We start from the raw sequence: 19365 nt of genomic DNA on the forward strand, positions 1-19365 counted from the left end.
AGCAGGTGAATGAATGCGGGAGCCTCGGCCAAAACCGCATTATGCCATTGATATTTCCGCTTAAAACAAACCGGTCTCGCAATGGCTACGTGTTTGTTCGTACCAAAACCATCTATCTTGAAACAGGGTCGCTTCCGCTCCCCGCGCTTGCGATCCCCCCTCTGCATCCTGGCAAAACAATCATGTTCGACAGAAGCGACAAAGGCATCATGCTGAAGGCCATCGTGGTGGCCGCCCCCATCCTGCTGTGCATGGGCCTGCTGCCCGTGTTGTCCTTTTATATCGAAAAGCTGCAGGAGCGGGGCCGAACAGAAATCGTCGAGTACATTTCGATCGCCCAGGCGGCGATGGAGGTGAAGTTCGACGCCGCCGACCTGAACGGCTGGCAAACCGGCTACGCCTTCGACATCGTGCGCAAGGTGGAAGGCGCCACCAGCGACAACGCGCAAGCCCGGTCGGAATTCCTGCGCTCGGCCGACAACTTCCGCCGCGACATCCAGACGCTGCGGGAGATGCCGCTGGCCGCCGACCAACGCGACCTGCTGGACGGCGTGCAGCGCGATTTCAACGCCTTCATGGAGCGGGACCGCGACATCATCGCCCTGTACCGCTCCGGCCTGCCCGCCGAGCGCGACAAGGCATCCAAGCTGGTGATGGGCGAAGAGATCCAGATCTTCACCCATATTTCGCAAAACACCAACGCGCTGGCGGTAGCCATCACGCTTGAACTGATGAAGAAAGTCGCGCAGTCCAACTCCTATGGCATCGTCGCGCGCTGGATCATGCTGGTGATGTGGATCATCGCCAGCGCGATGGCCATCCTGCTGGTGCGGCTGCTGCACAAGTGGCTGGGACAGATGCGCGGCCTGATGGAAAAGCTGGAGGCCCTGGCCGGCACCGACGAACTGACCCAGCTGCCCAACCGCCGCACCTGGGACATCCAGATCGAAATGATGCTGGCCACCGCCCGCCGCTACAACCAACCCATCGCGGTGGCGCTGTTCGATCTAGACCATTTCAAACAATTCAACGACAGCTACGGCCACCCAGAAGGCGACCGCCTGCTGCGCGAGGTGGCGGTGCTGATCAAATCAAGGATGCGGCAGTCGGACCTGTTCGCCCGCTTCGGCGGCGAGGAATTCGTGCTGGCGCTGATGGACTGCGACCTGCCCCAGGCGGTGATCCGCATCGACTCGCTGCGCCGAAACCTGCCGGACAACCAGACTTTCTCGGTCGGCGTCACCTTGTGGATGGAAGGCGAGCGGATACACAGCACGCTGGCGCGGGCGGACAAGGCGCTGTACCTGGCCAAAAACGGCGGCCGGGACCGGGTGGTGAGCGTGGAGCCGCCGGCGGGAAAGGGCGAGGAGCGCTAGGCAACCTAGCTAGACCAGCCGCTCAGCCAATTGAACCAGCGAAGATATCCGGCGTGATGGCTGCGTCATGCCGTCCGGCCAGGGATGAAAGCCGCTCAGCCACACCGGCGTCATCCCGGCGCGCGCCGCACCCAGCACGTCATTGACCGGATGGTCGCCGACATACCAGCAATCCTCTGGCCTCACCCCAAGCGCCTCGGCCGCCAGCTGGAAAATCGCCGTATCCGGCTTTTTCACGCCGGCCGATTCGGAGCTGACCGTCAATTCGATAGCCGACGCGAACGGCAACCGCGCCACTTTCTCCAACCGGGTGCGGTGGCTGCCGTTGGAAATCACCCCGATGCAGACGCCCTGCGCCAGAAGAGCGGCAACCGCCTCCGCCGCGCCGGGCATCGCCGCGGTGCAAACCGCGTTCCAGCGCTCCCAATGCGCCAGCAGCGCCTCCTGCTCCACATCTTGCCGCCAAGCCATCTCGGTTTTCAGACCATGGGAAACCGCCTGCTTGATCGAGGCGAAGGGCGAGCCGGCCGGCAGGTAGCCGCCGTTGTCGCAACGCTTGATCACCTCTGCCACCCACTCTTCTCCGCCGGAAGCGATGGCATGGCCAAAGTCGCGCCAGAACCGCTCCGCGTACAGGTCTATGCTGGCGGCGCGATGCACCAGGGTGTTGTCGAGGTCGAAGAAAACGGCTTGCGGCAGAGTCATAGCGGAAACTAGAGGTTAGGTGGGAACGATGGCAAGTGCGCGGACCGCGGCACCTCCGACTCTACATGCCATTGACTTATCAACCAATCACCCCCACGCCTAGATCAGCCAAACGGCTCCCCTAGCGGCGCGCACGTGCTGGCACCACCTGCACCCACTGGGGCGCGCGGCGGCCCCATTCAAGTAATCCCGACAATCAAGCATGTATTAGGATGCCGTGGCGTCGCCAACTTGCCGCCTCGCCTATGGGACAAACCAGAGACGACGATCCCCTAACGGCGTATGCGCGGGCAGGGCGGGATTGACCAGCCGGACGATGCGTCGGCGGGCCAAACCGGCCTGTTCAATACTTGATCGGTTGTACCTCCAAAAAATGGCATCGAAACTGCCGTCGTTCAGCATGCGCTCAAGGCCTGCGGTCAAACGACTGGCCAGCCTGGGCGAGGACGGACTCACAAAAAAGTAAAACGGGTACGGGTAGTACAGTAACAAGTCTTGCTCGATGACTATGCCTTGCTTGGCCAGCTGGAACGCTTGGTATTCGGTGAAAACTTCATTGACTCCGCGAGAGTAAAAATCAAAACGGCCTGCCGCAAGCATCTTGAAAAGCTTCTCATACGGATCAATCCATATCGTCAGGCCCGCATGGCGGTAAATGGGAATATCTCCCCAGCCCGGCCCCAGCCCGAAAGAAAACTCCTTCAGATCATCCACGGTTCGCACCCCGGAAAATCTGGCTTGGTCGCCTGCTCGAATCAACCCCACCCGATAGCCAAGCAGCCCCTTGCCCAGCGGGATGCGGATTGGAATCAGCTTCCTCTCCCTCTCTTCCGAGGTCGCGCCCCATACCAGATTGACCCGCTGGCCAGACACCGCCTCAGCCATGAAACGCGGCTCGTTCATTTCCTCCGCGGGATGACGCATTGCATAGGGCCCATACTCAGGAACCGTCTTATCCAAGGCCATGCGCAATAGCTCGATATATTCCTGATAGCGCGGCGCATCGCTGATATACCGCACTTCCATCAAGCCTTCCGCCGCCGCTTGCCAAGAAAAAAGCCCCATCCATAGCCATAGCATCACCGCGCGCATCTCGAATCTCCCGTCCCGGCATGAACGCAGTATAGAAGACCCACTTGGTGCGTAACGCAAATGGGCCGGCCCCGCCGCCATCCCAGATCGCGCACCGATGAAACGGACACCATACCGATAATGCCTGGACCGCGGAACGGCCTAGGGTCTTACGTCGCCGATAAAACCTCATGAGAGCGCCTGAACCAAGGCGCGCCGACGCATCCCAACATAAACGGTGCGCCGCCCCTGAGAGATTCCGCACTGCGAAACTCAATCGCCATATCCGCCAGCCGAAATAAAAAGGGCAAGCCCCTAGGCTTGCCCTTTCTTCGTCTGACGGCGGTCAACCCGCCGATCAAACCTTACTTCTTGCGTTGCGGCGGCAGGTCCGTGCAGGTGCCGTGCGCCACTTCCGCCGCCATGCCGATGGACTCGCCCATGGTCGGGTGCGGGTGGATGATCTTGCCGATGTCGGTCGCGTCGCAACCCATCTCGATCGCCAGACACACCTCGCCGATCATGTCGCCCGCGTGCGGGCCTACGATGCCGCCGACGATGATCTGGTGGCTTTCGGCGTCGAAGATCAGCGCGTAGGGTGCGTCACCCTGCAGGGGCGACGCACCGTTCATTCAGCCGGTCAATGGCTCATAAATTGGTATGCACAATGGTGCGTCGCCCCTTTGGGGTGACGCACCCTACGGGGGGATCGAACCGACGCGCCCTATATTCCCATCAGCGCAAGCCGGCTTCGAAGCCATTTCCAAGGTTTTAAGCCGCCGGCTGTTCGACGCGGGGCGACGTTAACGCCCTACCGCTGAGCGAATCCAAGATTCGCACGCATGTAGTTCCGGCGGCTCCTTGGAAATGGGTTTGGAGACGGGGTTTCGCAGCGCTGTTGGGGCAGCCTGGGATTACCAAGGGGCTGGCCGCACAGCCCCTGGCCCGTTCGCCGGGCGGAACCGGCACCAAAATCAATCGTCCGCGAAGCTGACACAAATGCATTGTCGTCGCAACGGTGCATCGCCCCTGCGGGGTGACGCACTCTGCCTGTTGTTTGGGAAAACGGAAGATATGCCCTGCCATTGATTAATGCAATAGAGTGCCTCCCCGCATAAAAACCGCCTAGTGGTGGGTGGGTTAAAAATTACGGGGCAGTGTTCAAACGTCAAATGAATAAAAAAGCCCACCAACTGGCGGGCTAATGAACCTTAGATATTGGCTGATAATCCATAAATTAAAAAAACATACCAGCCCCTTCCATAGCACCGGCACCAAATCCGCCGCCATTAAACTCACCCAACGATCCAAAGCCTATTTTCATATAAAAAAGAGCGGCCAGCAGCGAAAATCTAGAGCCCTTCCCTTTGATTTCTTGTGGAGAGTAACTTGACGAAAAATTACCTATTGAAGCACCTACGATTGGCCAACCACCACCAAATATCTGCGTTGAGCGAAATGCAATGGAAGGCGAAGAGCTTATCGCACAAACTAATTGATTTTCCGTTTCCCAAGAGACAAAGTTGCAATTTGTGAACCAAGAATTATTAGCATCTGGAGAGAGTTTATACAATTTCGAGCTTGCAGCCTTTCTTACTCCGACACGATCAAAATCAATAGTGTAATTCACAGATCCAACAGCACCATCTGTTGAAGGAGACTGATCACTCATGTTATCTTTTTTAACTTCCAGAGAAATATTACTTAACTGCCGCCCCTTCTCAAAATGCGTTACCCACTTCTCTTCTTTTGATTTTTCCAGCCATAAACTACCCATGCCGTCATCGACATTTTGATTGACTTCAAAAACATTATTCCCTGGGTAAACAGTTCCAAGAAGAATCCAATCATTACCCGTTGCCAGCCTTATCTTAGCAGTATACACGTCAGCATGCGTACTTTGATTTGATATGTTGATTTTAACATGCTGAGCATATGAAGCCGCTGAGAAACCTACCAAAACCATGGCAGCAATGATTTTCATAAAATATCTCCTTTTCTGATTGGTGAATTCCTGCATGGGAAACAAACACTCACTCAATCTCACCCATGCACAACACGGAAAGTAAATCTTACTTAATTGCACCAATCATACTAAGTGATTTATGTAACCGCTCTTGCGCTATAGCTTATATCAGGCATATTAGCCTCAGCACACGCGACAAAAGCACATAAATATTTACTTACAAAATGCCATAATGCTACTGACATTTTGCCGTGTGCGCGTATGCTGAAACGGTTCAAGTGCGTAGGGTGCATCACTTCAAAAAGGAGAAGCCGATTAGACGCAATTTGATATGGAAAATGGTGCGTCGCCCCTGCGGGGTGACGCACCCTACGAATGGGACCGAACCGATGCGCCCCAATCCCCCATCAGAGCAAGCCGGCTTCGAAGCCATTTCCAAGGTTTTAAGCCGCCGGCTGTTCGACGCGGGGCGACGTTAACGCCCTACCGCTGAGCGAATCCAAGATTCGCACGCATGTAGTTCCGGCGGCTCCTTGGAAATGGGTTTGGAGACGGGGTTTCGCAGCGCTGTTGGGGCGGCCTGGGATAGCCGCTGCGTGCGAATCTTGGATTCGCTCAGCGATAGGGCTGGCCGCACAGCCCCTGGCCCGTTAGCCGGGCGGAACCGGCACCAAAATCAATCGTCCGCGAAGCGGACACAAAGCCGCGGCACCACAACGGGTGCGTCGCCCCTGCGGGGTGACACACCCTACCCGCACAGCGTCCTGACCTGCCTGGCGGGCAGCCCCGCTGTCAAAATCCATCGTCCGCGAAGCGGACACAAAACCGCGACACAACAACCGGTGCGTCGCCCCTACGGGGTGACGCACCCTACAAACGGAGGCGGAACGCCCTCAGGCCGGCTTCCGCCCTGCGAAACTCAATCATCATATCATCCGACCAAAACAAAAAGGGCAAGCCCCCAGGCTTGCCCTTTCTCCATCTGATGGCGATCAATCAACCGCCGATCAAACCTTACTTCTTGCGTTGCGGCGGCAGGTCCGTGCAGGTGCCGTGCGCCACTTCCGCCGCCATGCCGATGGACTCGCCCATGGTCGGGTGCGGATGGATGGTCTTGCCGATGTCGGTCGCGTCGCAACCCATCTCGATCGCCAGACACACCTCGCCGATCATGTCGCCGGCGTGCGGGCCGACGATGCCGCCGCCGATGATCTGGTGGCTTTCCGCGTCGAAGATCAGCTTGGTGAAGCCTTCGTCGCGGCCGTTGGCGATGGCGCGGCCGGAAGCGGCCCACGGGAACACGCCCTTCTCGATCTTCAAGCCTTGCTTCTTGGCTTCGTCTTCGGTCACGCCCACCCAGGCCACTTCCGGATCGGTGTAGGCCACGCCCGGAATCACGCGGGCATCGAAGTAGGCCTTCTGGCCGGCGCAGTTTTCCGCCGCCACATGGCCTTCATGCACGCCCTTGTGCGCCAGCATCGGCTGGCCGACGATGTCGCCGATGGCGAAGATGTGCGGCACATTGGTGCGCTGCTGCTTGTCCACCTGGATGAAGCCGCGGTCGGTCACCGCGATGCCGGCGTTTTCCGCGCCGATCAGCTTGCCGTTCGGCGCGCGGCCGGTGGCGTACAGCACCAGGTCGTAGCGTTGCGGCTCCTTCGGGGCTTGCGCGCCTTCGAAAGTCACCCACACGCCGTCTTCCTTCGGCTCCACGGCCACGGTCTTGGTGTTCAGCATGATGTTGTCGAAACGGTGGGCGTTCCACTTCTGCCATACCTTGACCAGGTCGCGGTCGGCGCCTTGCATCAGGCCGTCCAGCATTTCCACCACGTCCAGGCGCGCGCCCAGCGTGGAGTAGACGGTGCCCATTTCCAGGCCGATGATGCCGCCGCCGATGATCAGCATGCGGTCGGCTACGCCCTTCAGCTCCAGCGCGCCGGTGGAGTCCACCACGCGCGGGTCGTTCGGGATGAACGGCAGCTTCACCACGCGGGAGCCGGCGGCGATGATGGCGTTCTTGAACTTGACGATCTTCTTCTCGCCCGATTCTTCGCGGCCCTTGCCGGTGGTCACCGAGACTTCGATGTGGTGCGGATCGATGAAGTGGCCGTTGCCGCGCACGATCTCCACCTTGCGCGCCTTGGCCATGCCGCCCAGGCCGCCGGTCAGCTTGGCGATGACCTTTTCCTTGTAGCCGCGCAGCATGTCGATGTCCACTTCCGGCTTGCCGAACTTGATGCCGTTGGCGGCCAGGTGGCTCACTTCGTCGATCACCGCGGCGTTGTGCAGCAGCGCCTTGGACGGGATGCAGCCCACGTTCAGGCACACGCCGCCCAGGGTGGCGTAACGCTCGACGATGACCACCTTCAGGCCCAGGTCGGCCGCGCGGAAGGCGGCGGAGTAACCGCCGGGACCGCCGCCCAGCACCATCACGTCGCACTCGATGTCGGCGCCGCCGCTATGGCTGGCGGCCACCGGGGCGGCTTGCGGGGCGAAGCCGGCTTGGGTGGTGGCGGAGGCGACTCCGGTGGTTTCCACCGGTTTCACTTCGGCCGGAGCCGGGGCGGCTGCGCCGGCGGCTTCCAGGATGACCACCAGGTCGCCTTCGGACACTTTGCTGCCTACGGCAACGCGCACTTCCTTGACGGTGCCGGCGGCTTCAGCCGGCACTTCCATGGTGGCTTTGTCGGTTTCCAGCGTGATCAGGCTGGCTTCTTTTTCGATCACGTCGCCCGGCTTGACGAACACTTCGATGACGTCCACGTTGTTGTGGCCGCCGATGTCCGGGACTTTCAATTCGATCAGATTGCTCATGGCTTTCCATCCGCAATATTGGGAGGCCGGCGCGAGGCCGGCCGCCTCGAGTCTGGGCTTGATGCCGTAGGGCGGAAGCCCGCCAAGCGGGCGTTCCGCCTACCTATCCGGTAACAAATGGCGGAACGCCTCGGCTTGCCGAGGCTTCCGCCCTACGGTTACAGGATCAGACGGCGCACGTCGGTCAGCAGCTTGCCCAGGTGCACGGTGAAGCGCGCGGCGGCCGCGCCGTCGATCACGCGGTGATCGAAGGACAGGGAGAGCGGGCACATCAGGCGCGGCGCGAATTCCTTGCCGTTCCACACCGGCTTGATCTGCGATTTGCAGACGCCGAGGATGGCCACTTCCGGCGCGTTGACGATAGGCGTGAAGCTGGTGCCGCCGATGCCGCCCAGGGACGAGATTGTGAAGGTCGCGCCCTGCATGTCGGTCGGCTTCAGCTTGCCTTCGCGGGCCAGCTTGGACAGGTCGGTCAGTTCCTGGGCGATCTGGCGCAGGCCCTTCTTGTCCGCGTCCTTGATCACCGGCACCACCAGGCCGTTAGGCGTGTCGGCGGCGAAGCCGATGTGGTAGTACTGCTTCAGCACCAGGTTGTCGCCGTCCAGCGAGCTGTTGAAGTTCGGGAAGGCCTTCAGCGCTTCGGCGGCGGCCTTGATGATGAAGGCCAGCGGGCTGATCTTCAGGCCGGACTTTTCCCATTCCTTGCCCACGGTCTTGCGGAAGTCTTCCAGCTCGGTGATGTCGCACTCGTCGTTGAACGTGACGTGCGGGATCATCACCCAGTTGCGCGACAGGTTGGCGCCGGAGATCTTCTGGATGCGGGACAGCGGCTTGGTTTCGATCGGGCCGAACTTGGCAAAGTCCACCTTCGGCCACGGCAGCAGGTCCAGACCCACGCCGGAGCCGGCCGGCGCGGCGGCCGGGGCCAGCACGGCCGGGTTCTGCATCACGCCCTTGACGAAGGCCTTGACGTCGTCTTCGGTGATGCGGCCCTTGCGGCCATTGCCCTTCACCTTGCCCAGGTCCACGCCCAGCTCGCGCGCCAGACGGCGCACGGACGGACCGGCGTGGGCCTTGGAGAAGGCGATTTCGTCGATGGCGGCGGACACGGCGGCGGCGACCGGCGCCACGGCCGGAGCGGCTGCAGGCGCGGCGGCGACCGGGGTCGGGGCTGCTGCCGGAGCCGGCGCAGCAGCTGCAACCGGAGCGGAAGCGGCGACAGCGCCCTCTACTACCACGATCAGGTCGCCTTCGCTGACCTTGTCGCCCACCTTGATCTTCACTTCCACCACCTTGCCGGCGGCAGTGGCCGGCACTTCCATGGTGGCCTTGTCGGTTTCCAGCGTGATCAGGCTGTCGTCGACGGCGATTTCGTCGCCCACTTTGACAGTCACTTCGATCACGTCGACGCCGTTATGGCCGCCGATATCCGGCACGCGGATTTCGCTGCGGCCGGATGCGGCAGGCGCGGCGGCGGGAGCGGCGGCTACCGGAGCCGGGGCAGCGGCCGGGGCGGCTGCGGGCGCCGGCGCGGCGGCTGCCGGGGCCGGAGCGGACGCGGCGGCGCCCACTTCGATGATGGCGATCACGTCGCCTTCGGAAATCTTGCCGCCCACGACGGCCTTCACTTCCTTGATCACGCCGGCGGCTTCCGCCGGCACCTCCATGGTGGCCTTGTCGGTTTCCAGGGTGATCAGGGAGTCGTCCACGGACACGGTCTGGCCCGGGGCGATGAATACTTCGATGATGTCTACGTTGCTGTGACCGCCGATGTCGGGCACTTTCAGTTCGATCAGATTGCTCATGAGCTTTCCATTCGTAGGGCGGAAGCCCCTCTCGGGGCATTCCGCCGGATATCCGCTACAGATTCGCTTGCCTTGCCAAAACGGAAGCTCCCGGCCTGGGCCGGGGCTTCCGTTCAGGAATTACACCTTCCAGCTCGGCAGCTTGTCAGTCTTGATGCCGTACTTGGCGATGGCTTCCGCCACCTTGGCGCCGTCGATCTTGCCGTCGCGGGCCAGGGCGGACAGGGCCGCCAGCGCCACGTGGTAGCGATCCACCTCGAAGAAGGAGCGCAGGTTGGCGCGGCTGTCCGAGCGGCCGAAGCCGTCGGTGCCCAGCACGACGTAGCGGCCCGGCACGTAGGCGCGGATCTGGTCGGCGTAGTTGCGGATGTAGTCGGTCGCGGCGATCACCGGGCCGCTGCGGCCGGCCAGCTGCTGTTCGACGTAGGAGGACTGGGCCTCGGCGGTCGGGTTCAGCAGGTTGTGGCGCTCGGCTTCCATGCCGTCGCGGCGCAGCTGGTTGAAGGAGGTCACGCTCCAGATGTCGGCGCCGATGCCGAAATCGGCCTTCAGCAGATCGGCCGCGGCCATCACTTCGCGCAGGATGGTGCCGGAGCCCATCAGCTGCACCTTGACCTTGGCGTCGCCGCCGTCCTGCAGCAGGTACATGCCCTTCAGGATGCCCTCTTCCGCGCCTGCCGGCATCGCCGGGTGAACGTAGTTTTCGTTCATCAGGGTCAGGTAGTAGAAGACGTCTTCCTGCTCGGCGTACATGCGGCGCATGCCGTCCTGCACGATCACGGCCAGCTCGTAGGCGAAGGTCGGGTCGTAGCTGATGCAGTTCGGGATCAGGCCGGCCTGGATGTGGCTGTGACCGTCTTCGTGCTGCAGGCCTTCGCCGTTCAGCGTGGTGCGGCCGGCGGTGCCGCCCAGCAGGAAGCCGCGGGCGCGCATGTCGCCAGCCGCCCAGGCCAGGTCGCCGATGCGCTGGAAGCCGAACATCGAGTAGTAGATGTAGAACGGAATCATCGGCTGGCTGCTGTTGGCGTAGCTGGTCGCCGCGGCGATCCAGTCGGCCATCGCGCCCGGCTCGTTGATGCCTTCCTGCAGGATCTGGCCGTCCTTGGATTCCTTGTAGAACATCAGCTGGTCATGGTCCTGCGGCACGTAGTTCTGACCCTGGGTAGACCAGATGCCGTATTGGCGGAACATGCCTTCCATGCCGAAGGTGCGGGATTCGTCCGGCACGATCGGCACCACGCGCTTGCCGACGTTCTTGTCCTTCATGATGGTGCCCAGCATGCGGACGAAGGCCATCGTGGTGGAGAACTCGCGGTCGCCCGAGCTTTGCAGCTGCGCGTCGAAGGCGGACAGTTCCGGCACCGCCAGCGGGTGGTTGACCGGCTTGCGGGCCGGCAGGTAGCCGCCCAGCGCCGCGCGGCGTTCGCGCATGTACTTCATTTCCGGGCTGTCTTCGGCCGGCAGGTAGTACGGCACCTTGGCCAGGTCTTCGTCGGACACCGGAATGCCGAAGCGGTCGCGGAAGTTGCGCAGGCTGTCCAGGTCCATCTTCTTGGCCTGGTGCGCGATGTTCTTGGCTTCGCCGGACGCGCCCATGCCGTAACCCTTGATGGTCTTGGCCAGGATCACGGTCGGACGGCCGTTGGCGTTGTAGGAGGCTTGGTGGTAAGCCGCGTACACCTTGTGCGGGTCATGGCCGCCGCGATTGAGATTCCAGATCTCTTCGTCGGACATGTTGGCCACCATTTCGCGCAGCTCCGGATACTTGCCGAAGAAGTGTTCGCGAACGTAAGCGCCGTCCTTGGACTTGAAGGTCTGATAGTCGCCATCCACGCACTCGTCCATGCGCTTCTTCAGCAGGCCCTTGGTGTCCATGGCCAGCAGCGGGTCCCAACGGGAGCCCCAGATCACTTTCAGCACATTCCAGCCGGAACCGCGGAAGTCGCCTTCGAGTTCCTGGATGATCTTGCCATTGCCGCGCACCGGGCCGTCCAGGCGCTGCAGGTTGCAGTTGATCACGAACACCAGGTTGTCCAGGCCTTCGCGGGCGGCCATGGCGATGGCGCCCAGCGATTCCGGCTCGTCCATCTCGCCGTCGCCGCAGAAGCACCACACCTTGCGGCCCATGGTCTTGGCCAGGCCGCGGCTTTCCAGGTACTTCAGGAAGCGGGCTTGGTAGATGGCCATCAGCGGGCCCAGGCCCATCGATACGGTCGGGAACTGCCAGAAATCCTTCATCAGCCACGGGTGCGGATAGGAGGACAGGCCTTGGCCGTCCACTTCCTGGCGGAAGTTGTCCAGCTGGTCGGCGGACAAGCGGCCTTCCATGAAGGCGCGGGAATACACGCCCGGGGCGATGTGGCCCTGGAAGTAGATCAGGTCGCCGTCCTGGTTTTCATTCTGGGCGCGCCAGAAATGGTTGAAACCGACGTCGTACAGCGTGGCGGAGGACTGGAAGGACGCGATGTGGCCGCCCAGCTCCAGATCCTTCTTGCCGGCGCGCAGCACCATGGCCGCGGCGTTCCAGCGGTTGATCGAGCGGATGCGGTGCTCCATCTCGTGGTTGCCCGGGGATTTGGCTTCTTTGCCGACCGGGATGGTGTTCTGGTAAGCGGTAGTGGCGTCGAACGGCAGGTGGGCACCGCGGCGGCGCGTGCGCTCGACCATGGTCTCCAGCAGGAAGTGGGCGCGTTCCGCGCCTTCGTTGTCCAGCACCGATTCCAGCGCTTCAGTCCACTCCTGGGTTTCCAACGGATCGATATCGTCAGGGAAAGTTGCAGCCATCTCTGGTCCTCACAGCGGGTGACATCGGGGACCGAGTCTCGAAACCGGCCGGTCCCGCGTTTTATGCTATCGGCTCAGAAGCGAGCCAATTATTTGATTTGCGATTATAAACGAACAGATTCGCAAATAAAAATGTTCATTTGCGAATAGGTGTAAAGCAACCCCGCCAGTGTACGACTGGATGGATTCGCAAAGGAATAGCCGTCGACGGCTAAGACGGCTGGAAGTCGCGAAAAAAACAGATGCTGCGCCGCATCATGTTGTTTTTTTGCGATAAGCCGCGCGATCCTGAAACCATTGTTTCAATTCCGCGCGGCTTTGCGTTCCTCCTTGGCCAGCCTGTCCACCTCCCGCAGACGGGCCTCCAGCATGGAACGGAGATAGAAATCATCGCCCTTGGCCTTGCTCGCCAACTGGTACTGCTCCTGAGCCGCGCCATAGCGTTGTTCGTAATAGAACGCATTGCCCAGCGCGGCGTGGTAGCGCAGCGGGTCCTGGTCGGCATACAGCTTGGCCTCGCGCCGGTACAGCGCCGGGTCGTCCCGCCTGTCGTTCAGCATCTGGGTCAGCAGCGTCAGCGCGGCCTTGCGGTCGCCGCCGTCCAGCGCCGCGTCCACCTGGGCCAGCCGCAGCGAAGCGCTGCGCGGAAAAGCCGCCAGGCCATTCCTGGCCGCGCGGGCGGCGGCGGCCCAGTCGCGGCCGTCGCGGGCGATCTCCACCTCCAGCCCGTACAGCATCGCGTTGTCCGGCAGCCTGGCCCGGGCCTTGGCCAGCGCCGCCGCGGCGCCGGCTCGATCATGCTGCAGCAGCCTGGCCCGGGCCAGGCCGTACCAGCTGGCGCCTTCGCTCAGATACAAGCCGCGCTGCAGCGCGCTGTTGTAATAAGACGCCGCCTCTTCCGGCGACAGGGTCAACACCCGCAGCTTCTCGCGCACCAGCAGATAGTCGACGCTGTCGGCGCGCATCTTCACCGGGTAGTCCAGCGCGCGGTTCTGCGCCTCGCTGATCCGCTCCAGCGTCACCGGGTGGGTGCGCAGGAAAGCGTAGGCGGAGTTGTCGCTGTAGCGGCTGGCCTGCTCCAGCCGCTGGAAGAAGGAGCCCATGTAGCGCACGTCGAACCCGGCGGCGGCCATGTATTGCATGCCGACGCGGTCGGCCTCGCGTTCGAAGTCTCGGGAAAACGCCAGCTGGCGCGAAATGGACAAGCCCATTCCGGCCGACACCGCGCCCACCGCGCCCTCTCCGTTGCCGGCCTTGGCCGCCAGCGCGGCGGCGACGATGGTGCCCAGCAGCAGCAAAGGGCTGGTGGCGCTGTTGGCCGCCTGCATCCGCGCGATGTGGCGCTGGGCGACGTGGGCTGTCTCATGGCCCAGCACGCCGGCCAGTTCGCCCTCGCTCTGGGTGGCCAGCATCAGGCCGATATTGATGCCGACATAGCCGCCGGGCATGGCGAAGGCGTTGATGCCGGAATCGGCGACGCAAAAGTAAGTGAAGCGCACGCCGGGCACCGCGGCGGCGGCGGCCAGCCGGCCGCCGACATCGTTCAGGTAGGCGTTGACCTCGGCGTCGTCCACCACGTCCCCGGCCTCGCGCATCGCGCGCAGCGCGTCGCGGCCGATGCGGGCCTCGTCGGCCAGGGACAGCGAGGCGTCCGACACCTCGCCCAGATCGGGCAGGTCGGCGCGGACAGTCAGCGGCTGGGCCAGGACGGAGGCCAGCAGCGCGCACAGCAGGCGGCGTTTCATCATGGCGCTATGATAGCCGCGATCCTCTCGCCATGGCATGCGCCGGATTGTGCGCAATGCTAAACATTTGTAGCAGGCTGCCACGGCGCGCGGATTCGGCTAGACTCGATCGCAATCCCCGCACCGGAGCCGCGCCATGCCCGCCTTGCCCTCCGCACCATCCCGCCTCGCGCTGCCGGACGGCCGCGCCGCCTTCGGCGTCTACCAGGGCATCGTGCCCGATCTGGACTGGCGGCTGGCACTGACGCCGATGCAGCGGCTGACCCGATGCCTGCGCCACAAACGCTGGCAATACGCGGCCCTCGCCCATGACGACTTCCTGATCGCCATGGCCGTCGTGGATGTGGGCTGGAACGGCACCGCCTTCTCCTATCTGTTCGATCGCCGCCAAGGCAAGGTGCTGGCCGCCGCCAGCGCCAACGGCCTGCCGGGCTACGCCGCCAAAGTGGAGAACCGCGCCTTTGGCGACGCCCGCTTCGAGCGCTTCGGCCAACGCTTCGTTTTCGAACGCGCCGGCGACGCGCTGCGCCTGCGCGTGGCGAGCCGCGGCCTGAGCCTCGAAGCCGAGATCGACCTGTCCGCGATGCCGCCGGTGCTGGCGGTGGTGGCCCCGGCCAACTACCTCGCCCACAGCACTCACAAGAGCGGCGGCCTGCCCGCGCGCGGCGAAGCGCGCTGCGCGGCCGGACGCTACGATCTATCCGCGGCGACCGCCTCGCTCGACTACTCCAACGGCCTGCTGGCGCGGGAAACCAGCTGGCGCTGGGCCAGCGCCCACGGCCCCGGCATCGGCTTCAATCTGCAACAGGGTTATATGGGCAGCGAGGAAAACGCGGTGTGGCTGGACGGCCGCCTGTGGCGCGTGGGCGCCGCCGACTTCGACTACCAGCCGGACGCCCCCTTGGCCCCGTGGCGCATCCGCAGCGCCGACGGGCTGGTCGACCTCGTTTTCACGCCGGAAGGCGCGCGCCGCGAGGACAAGAACCTGATCGTCGCCGCCAGCCGCTACGTGCAGCCAGTGGGCCGCTTCGACGGCGCGCTGATCGATCCGGACAGCGGCGCGCGCCACCCGGTGCGCGCGCTGGCCGGCGTGGCGGAAGACCATGTTTCGCGCTGGTAGGACACACAGATGCTGTTATTGAAATTGCTGCTGGTGCCGGCGTTGATCTGGCTGATCACCGCCGCCGCCAGAAAATGGGGGCCGGGCGTGGCCGGCGCGCTGGCCGGCTTCCCGGTGATCACCGGCTCCATTCTGCTGATCCTGACGCTGGAACAGGGCCCGGACTTTACCCGCCAGGCCGCGCTGGCCTCGGCGCTGGGCGCCGCCGCCAACGTGGTGTTCGGCATCGCTTACAGCTGGGCGGCCTTGCGCTGGCGTTGGCCGCCTTGCCTGGCGCTGGGCGTGGTCGGCTACGCGCTGGCAGTCGCCGCCAGCCCGTCGGCGGCGGCCGCGCCATGGCTGGCCGCCTGGCTGGCGCTGGCCTTTCTGCCGCTGGCGGGCCGGCTGTTCCCCGCGCCGCCGGCCGCGGCCGCGCAAGGCGCGCCGCGCGAAGCCGGCATGGCGCCGCGCATGCTGGCCGGCGCGCTGTTGGTGCTGATCATCACCAGCCTGTCGCACAGGCTGGGTCCTGCGCTCAGCGGCGCGCTGGCGGTGTTTCCGGTGCTGGCCAGCGTGCTGGGCGCCTTCACCCATGCCAGCGCCGGCCCCGCCGCCGCCATCCGCCTGCTGCGCGGCATGGTGCGCGGCTTCTACGCCTTCATCGCCTTCTGCCTGGCGCTGGCCGGCTCGCTGGGACAGCTGCCGGCCGCTTCCGCTTTTCTGCTGGCGCTGAGCCTGGCCGCGCTGGTGCAACTGGCTGTGATGTGGCTGGGGCGACATCGCCATTGAGCATCAAATGAAAAACGCCCCATGCGGGGCGTCGGAATGCGGGGCCGGATCGCGCTCAGCGCGCGCCCACCGGCCACACGGTGCGGCCGTATTGCTCGTTGAGCACGGTGGCCATTGCCAGATAGATGGCGCTGGCGCCGCAGACAATGCCCTCGAAGCCGGCGATCATGCCGATCAGCTTGCTGCCGGTGAAGTCGCGCGCCGCCAGCAGGAAGAACAGCACGGTCAGCGAGGCGAACACGAACTGCTTGACGCGCGGGTAGTTGACGGTGCCCACCAGCATGAACAAGGTGAACACGCCCCACATCAGCAGATACCAGCCCATGTAGCCTTCCGGCGTCGGATCGGCCAGGCCGGTCTTGGGCAGCACGATCAGCAGCACCAGGCTGAGCCAGAACAGGCCATAGGACAGAAAGGCGGTGACGCCGAAGGTGTTGCCGCGGCGGAATTCCATGATGCCGGCCACGATTTGCGCCAGGCCGCCGTAGCACAGGCCCATCGCCAGGATCATCGCGCTGATCGGGTAGAAGCCGGCGTTGTGGATGTTGAGAAGGATGGTGGTCATGCCGAAGCCCATCAGGCCCAGCGGGGCCGGGTTGGCCAGTTTTTCGTTCACGAAGCGCTCCAGAATAAGCAAGCAGTAATATTTAAAGAGGCGCGATTCTAGGCAAGCCGGCCGGCTGCGGCAAGGACATTCGTCAAACTCTGTATAATCAATGACAAGACAAAGCCAGGCTTGCAATCCCCGCCGCGGCCCCCACCTTCACCAGCCGGCTCAAGCGCGAATTTACGCCCCGCTCCAGCCGACTGGTGGTAGCATGCCGCCCGAACTAGAGCAAAACCTCCAGAGCGAATTCACCTGTGCGCCCGCCGGACGCACAGGTGAATCCGTCCCGATATCCGCACAGGAAACCGTAGCCATGGACCGACTGAATACCCTGCTCGAACACAACCGCGCCTTCGTGGAAAACCGCGAGTACGAGCAATACAAAACCGACAAATTTCCCGGCAAGGGCCTGGCCGTGCTGGCCTGCATGGACGCCCGCCTGGTGGAGCTGCTGCCCAAGGCCATGGGCCTGAAGAACGGCGACGCCAAGCTGATCAAGAACGCTGGCGCGTTGATCACCCACCCCTGGGGTTCGGTGATGCGCAGCCTGATCATGGCGGTGTACGAGCTGCGCGCCGACGAGATTTGCGTGGTCGCCCACCGCGATTGCGGCATGCGCGCGGTCGATCCGCAGCGCGTGCTGGAGCACGCGATGGAGCGCGGCGTGTCGGAAGACACCATCGCCACGCTGCGCGCCGCCGGCATCGACCTGGACGGCTGGCTGAAAGGCTTCGACAACGTATCCGACAGCGTGCGCCACACCGTGCAAACCATCCGCAACCATCCGCTGCTGCCCAAAGACGTTCCAGTGCACGGCATGGTGATCCACCCGTCCACCGGTCGGCTGGAGGTGGTGATCAACGGCTACGGCGACGAGGAAGCGCCGGCGGCATGAACGCCCGCGTCGGCGTGTTCGGCGGCACCTTCGACCCCGTCCACCACGCCCACCTGCGCATGGCCCGCGCCTTCGCCGGCGAGCTAGGCCTTGACCTCGTCAGGCTGATTCCAGCCGGCCAGCCCTATCACCGCGCGGAAGGTCCGCGCGCCAGCGCGGCCCAGCGCCTCGACATGGTGAAGCTGGCCATCGCCGGCGACGCCAAGCTGCTGGCGGACGGACGGGAAATCCGCCGCGCCCGTCCCGCCTATACCGTGGACACGCTGCGCGAGCTGCGCGCCGAGCTGGGCGCCGCCGCCGAACTGTGGTTCCTGATCGGCGGCGACTCGCTGGCCGCGCTGTCCTCCTGGAAAAATTGGCGTGAACTGTTCCGCCTCGCCAACCTCGCCGTCGCGATGCGGCCCGGCTTCGATCCCGCCGCCCTGCCCCCCGAAGTTTTCCAGGAATGGAAGACTCGCCAAGTCTCTGATTTTTCAAATCGAACAGCTTCCGGTACAATCCGCCCCCTGGCCCTGCCGCCGCTCGACCTGTCCGCCACCCGCTTGAGGGCGCTGCTGGCAGCCGACGAGCCGGTGGACGGCCTGATCGATCCCGCCGTGCTGGCCTATATCCGCCGGCAGCGGCTATACCGGTAAGGCAGCGCCTTACCCGCTCTTTTTGGTACCTCTTGCCGGCGCCTGTGCCTGCTATGTACCGGCACAGGAAAAGGAATCATGGAAATCCAAGAAATCAGCAAACTGGCAGTGGAAGCCCTGGAAGACGTCAAGGGCAAGGACATCATCGAACTGGATACCAGCTCGCTCACCTCGTTGTTCCAACGCATGATCGTCGCCACCGGCGACTCCAACCGCCAGGTGAAGGCGCTGGCCAACAGCGTGCAGGTGAAGCTGAAGGAAGCCGGCGTGGACATCGTCGGCAGCGAAGGCCACGAAAGCGGCGAATGGGTGCTGGTGGATGCCGGCGACGTGGTGGTGCACGTGATGCTGCCCGCCGTGCGCGACTACTACGACATCGAAGCGCTGTGGGGCGGCCAGAAGCCCAGCTTCGCGCCGGGCGCCGGCAAGCCGTGGTCGGCGGTGTAAGCCGGCTCACCTGAAGAGGGCGGGTTTTCCCGCCCTTTTGTTTTCTCCTCAGCCAACGTTTCCGCCATGAAGATCACCATACTCGCCGTCGGCACCAAGATGCCGCGCTGGGTCGACGAAGCCTATTCCGACTACGCCAAACGCTTCGGCCGCGACATTTCCCTTGAGCTGAAAGAGATCAAGCCGGAGAAGCGCGGCGGCGGCGTCACCGCCGAAAAGGGCATCGCCGCCGAACACGAGCGGCTGATGGCCGCCATCCCGCCGCGCGCGCGGCTGGTGGTGATGGACGAGCGCGGCAAGAACTGGACCTCGGTCAAGCTGGCCGAGGGCTTGAAAGACTGGATGGCGGGCGGCGACGACGTGGTGTTCATCATCGGCGGCGCCGACGGCCTGTCGCAGGAGCTGAAGCAGCGCGCCGACGTGCTGCTTCAGCTGTCGGCGATGACCTTGCCCCATGGCATGGTGCGGGTGATGCTGGCCGAACAGATCTACCGCGCCTACTCGATACTCAACAACCACCCTTATCATCGCGAATAGCGCACCACCGCTCTGCCATGAAAACAGCCCCGCGGCCTGAGCCGACGGGGCTGTCGTTTTTGCGGCTCCCGCCGCGCGCCAGACGCGGCA

At 63.5% G+C, this 19365-nt stretch carries 15 protein-coding genes and 1 pseudogene; 7 read left to right on the plus strand and 9 right to left on the minus strand.

Annotated features, from left to right (window positions below):
* Window positions 1-182: 182 nt before the first annotated feature.
* On the plus strand, window positions 183-1376 hold the full coding sequence (locus DK842_RS06645; protein WP_168191833.1) for a GGDEF domain-containing protein: 1194 nt from the start codon (window positions 183-185) through the stop codon (window positions 1374-1376).
* 9 nt (window positions 1377-1385) lie between these two features.
* Here the strand turns inward: DK842_RS06645 and DK842_RS06650 are convergent, their stop codons facing one another.
* The 8 genes and pseudogenes from DK842_RS06650 to DK842_RS06680 form a co-directional block, all read right to left on the minus strand.
* Window positions 1386-2081, minus strand: coding sequence for an HAD family hydrolase (locus DK842_RS06650; protein WP_114060756.1), 696 nt, complete (start codon window positions 2079-2081; stop codon window positions 1386-1388).
* 243 nt (window positions 2082-2324) lie between these two features.
* Window positions 2325-3173: a type 2 periplasmic-binding domain-containing protein gene (locus DK842_RS06655; RefSeq protein WP_114060757.1), complete on the minus strand. Its 849-nt coding sequence runs from the start codon at window positions 3171-3173 to the stop codon at window positions 2325-2327.
* Between the two features lie 344 nt (window positions 3174-3517).
* A pseudogene (locus DK842_RS06660) lies at window positions 3518-3742 on the minus strand (dihydrolipoyl dehydrogenase); the annotation flags it as partial.
* Between the two features lie 647 nt (window positions 3743-4389).
* Window positions 4390-5136 (minus strand): hypothetical protein, encoded by a 747-nt coding sequence (locus DK842_RS22910; RefSeq protein WP_145963983.1) that lies wholly within the window; start codon window positions 5134-5136, stop codon window positions 4390-4392.
* A 996-nt stretch (window positions 5137-6132) separates the two neighbouring features.
* Entirely contained in the window at window positions 6133-7932 is a 1800-nt protein-coding gene (gene lpdA / locus DK842_RS06665; RefSeq protein WP_114060758.1) for a dihydrolipoyl dehydrogenase, read from the minus strand.
* A 158-nt stretch (window positions 7933-8090) separates the two neighbouring features.
* Window positions 8091-9737 carry a dihydrolipoyllysine-residue acetyltransferase gene (aceF, locus tag DK842_RS06670; RefSeq protein ID WP_114060759.1) on the minus strand — a complete coding sequence of 549 codons (1647 nt, stop codon included), beginning with the start codon at window positions 9735-9737 and terminating at the stop codon, window positions 8091-8093.
* 120 nt (window positions 9738-9857) lie between these two features.
* Complete coding sequence (aceE, locus tag DK842_RS06675; RefSeq protein WP_114060760.1) at window positions 9858-12521, minus strand: pyruvate dehydrogenase (acetyl-transferring), homodimeric type; 2664 nt, start codon at window positions 12519-12521, stop codon at window positions 9858-9860.
* 302 nt (window positions 12522-12823) lie between these two features.
* Window positions 12824-14269 carry a M48 family metalloprotease gene (locus tag DK842_RS06680; RefSeq protein WP_232538616.1) on the minus strand — a complete coding sequence of 482 codons (1446 nt, stop codon included), beginning with the start codon at window positions 14267-14269 and terminating at the stop codon, window positions 12824-12826.
* Window positions 14270-14402: 133 nt separating this feature from the next.
* Between DK842_RS06680 and DK842_RS06685 the strand changes: the two genes are divergently transcribed.
* Both DK842_RS06685 and DK842_RS06690 read left to right on the plus strand, forming a co-directional pair.
* Complete coding sequence (locus tag DK842_RS06685; RefSeq protein ID WP_114060761.1) at window positions 14403-15386, plus strand: DUF2804 domain-containing protein; 984 nt, start codon at window positions 14403-14405, stop codon at window positions 15384-15386.
* Between the two features lie 9 nt (window positions 15387-15395).
* Complete coding sequence (locus DK842_RS06690; RefSeq protein WP_114060762.1) at window positions 15396-16154, plus strand: hypothetical protein; 759 nt, start codon at window positions 15396-15398, stop codon at window positions 16152-16154.
* Between the two features lie 55 nt (window positions 16155-16209).
* Here the strand turns inward: DK842_RS06690 and DK842_RS06695 are convergent, their stop codons facing one another.
* Window positions 16210-16770, minus strand: a complete 561-nt coding sequence (locus tag DK842_RS06695) for an acetate uptake transporter (protein ID WP_114060763.1) — start codon at window positions 16768-16770, stop codon at window positions 16210-16212.
* Between the two features lie 304 nt (window positions 16771-17074).
* Here DK842_RS06695 and DK842_RS06700 point away from each other — a divergent pair, with 304 nt between their 5' ends.
* The 4 genes from DK842_RS06700 (at window position 17075) to rlmH (ending at window position 19275) form a co-directional block, all read left to right on the plus strand.
* Window positions 17075-17656 carry a beta-class carbonic anhydrase gene (locus tag DK842_RS06700; RefSeq protein WP_114060764.1) on the plus strand — a complete coding sequence of 194 codons (582 nt, stop codon included), beginning with the start codon at window positions 17075-17077 and terminating at the stop codon, window positions 17654-17656.
* Window positions 17653-18291 carry a nicotinate-nucleotide adenylyltransferase gene (gene nadD / locus DK842_RS06705; protein ID WP_114060765.1) on the plus strand — a complete coding sequence of 213 codons (639 nt, stop codon included), beginning with the start codon at window positions 17653-17655 and terminating at the stop codon, window positions 18289-18291. Before DK842_RS06700 ends, nadD begins: the two co-directional genes overlap by 4 nt.
* A gap of 78 nt (window positions 18292-18369) precedes the next feature.
* The gene (rsfS, locus tag DK842_RS06710; protein ID WP_114060766.1) at window positions 18370-18738 is read left to right on the plus strand and encodes a ribosome silencing factor; all 369 of its coding nucleotides are present in this window, start codon (window positions 18370-18372) and stop codon (window positions 18736-18738) included.
* A gap of 66 nt (window positions 18739-18804) precedes the next feature.
* On the plus strand, window positions 18805-19275 hold the full coding sequence (gene rlmH, locus DK842_RS06715) for a 23S rRNA (pseudouridine(1915)-N(3))-methyltransferase RlmH (RefSeq protein ID WP_114060767.1): 471 nt from the start codon (window positions 18805-18807) through the stop codon (window positions 19273-19275).
* Window positions 19276-19365: the final 90 nt, after the last annotated feature.

The organism is Chromobacterium phragmitis, from assembly GCF_003325475.1.
In the GTDB taxonomy this organism is placed as follows: Bacteria; Pseudomonadota; Gammaproteobacteria; order Burkholderiales; family Chromobacteriaceae; genus Chromobacterium; species Chromobacterium phragmitis.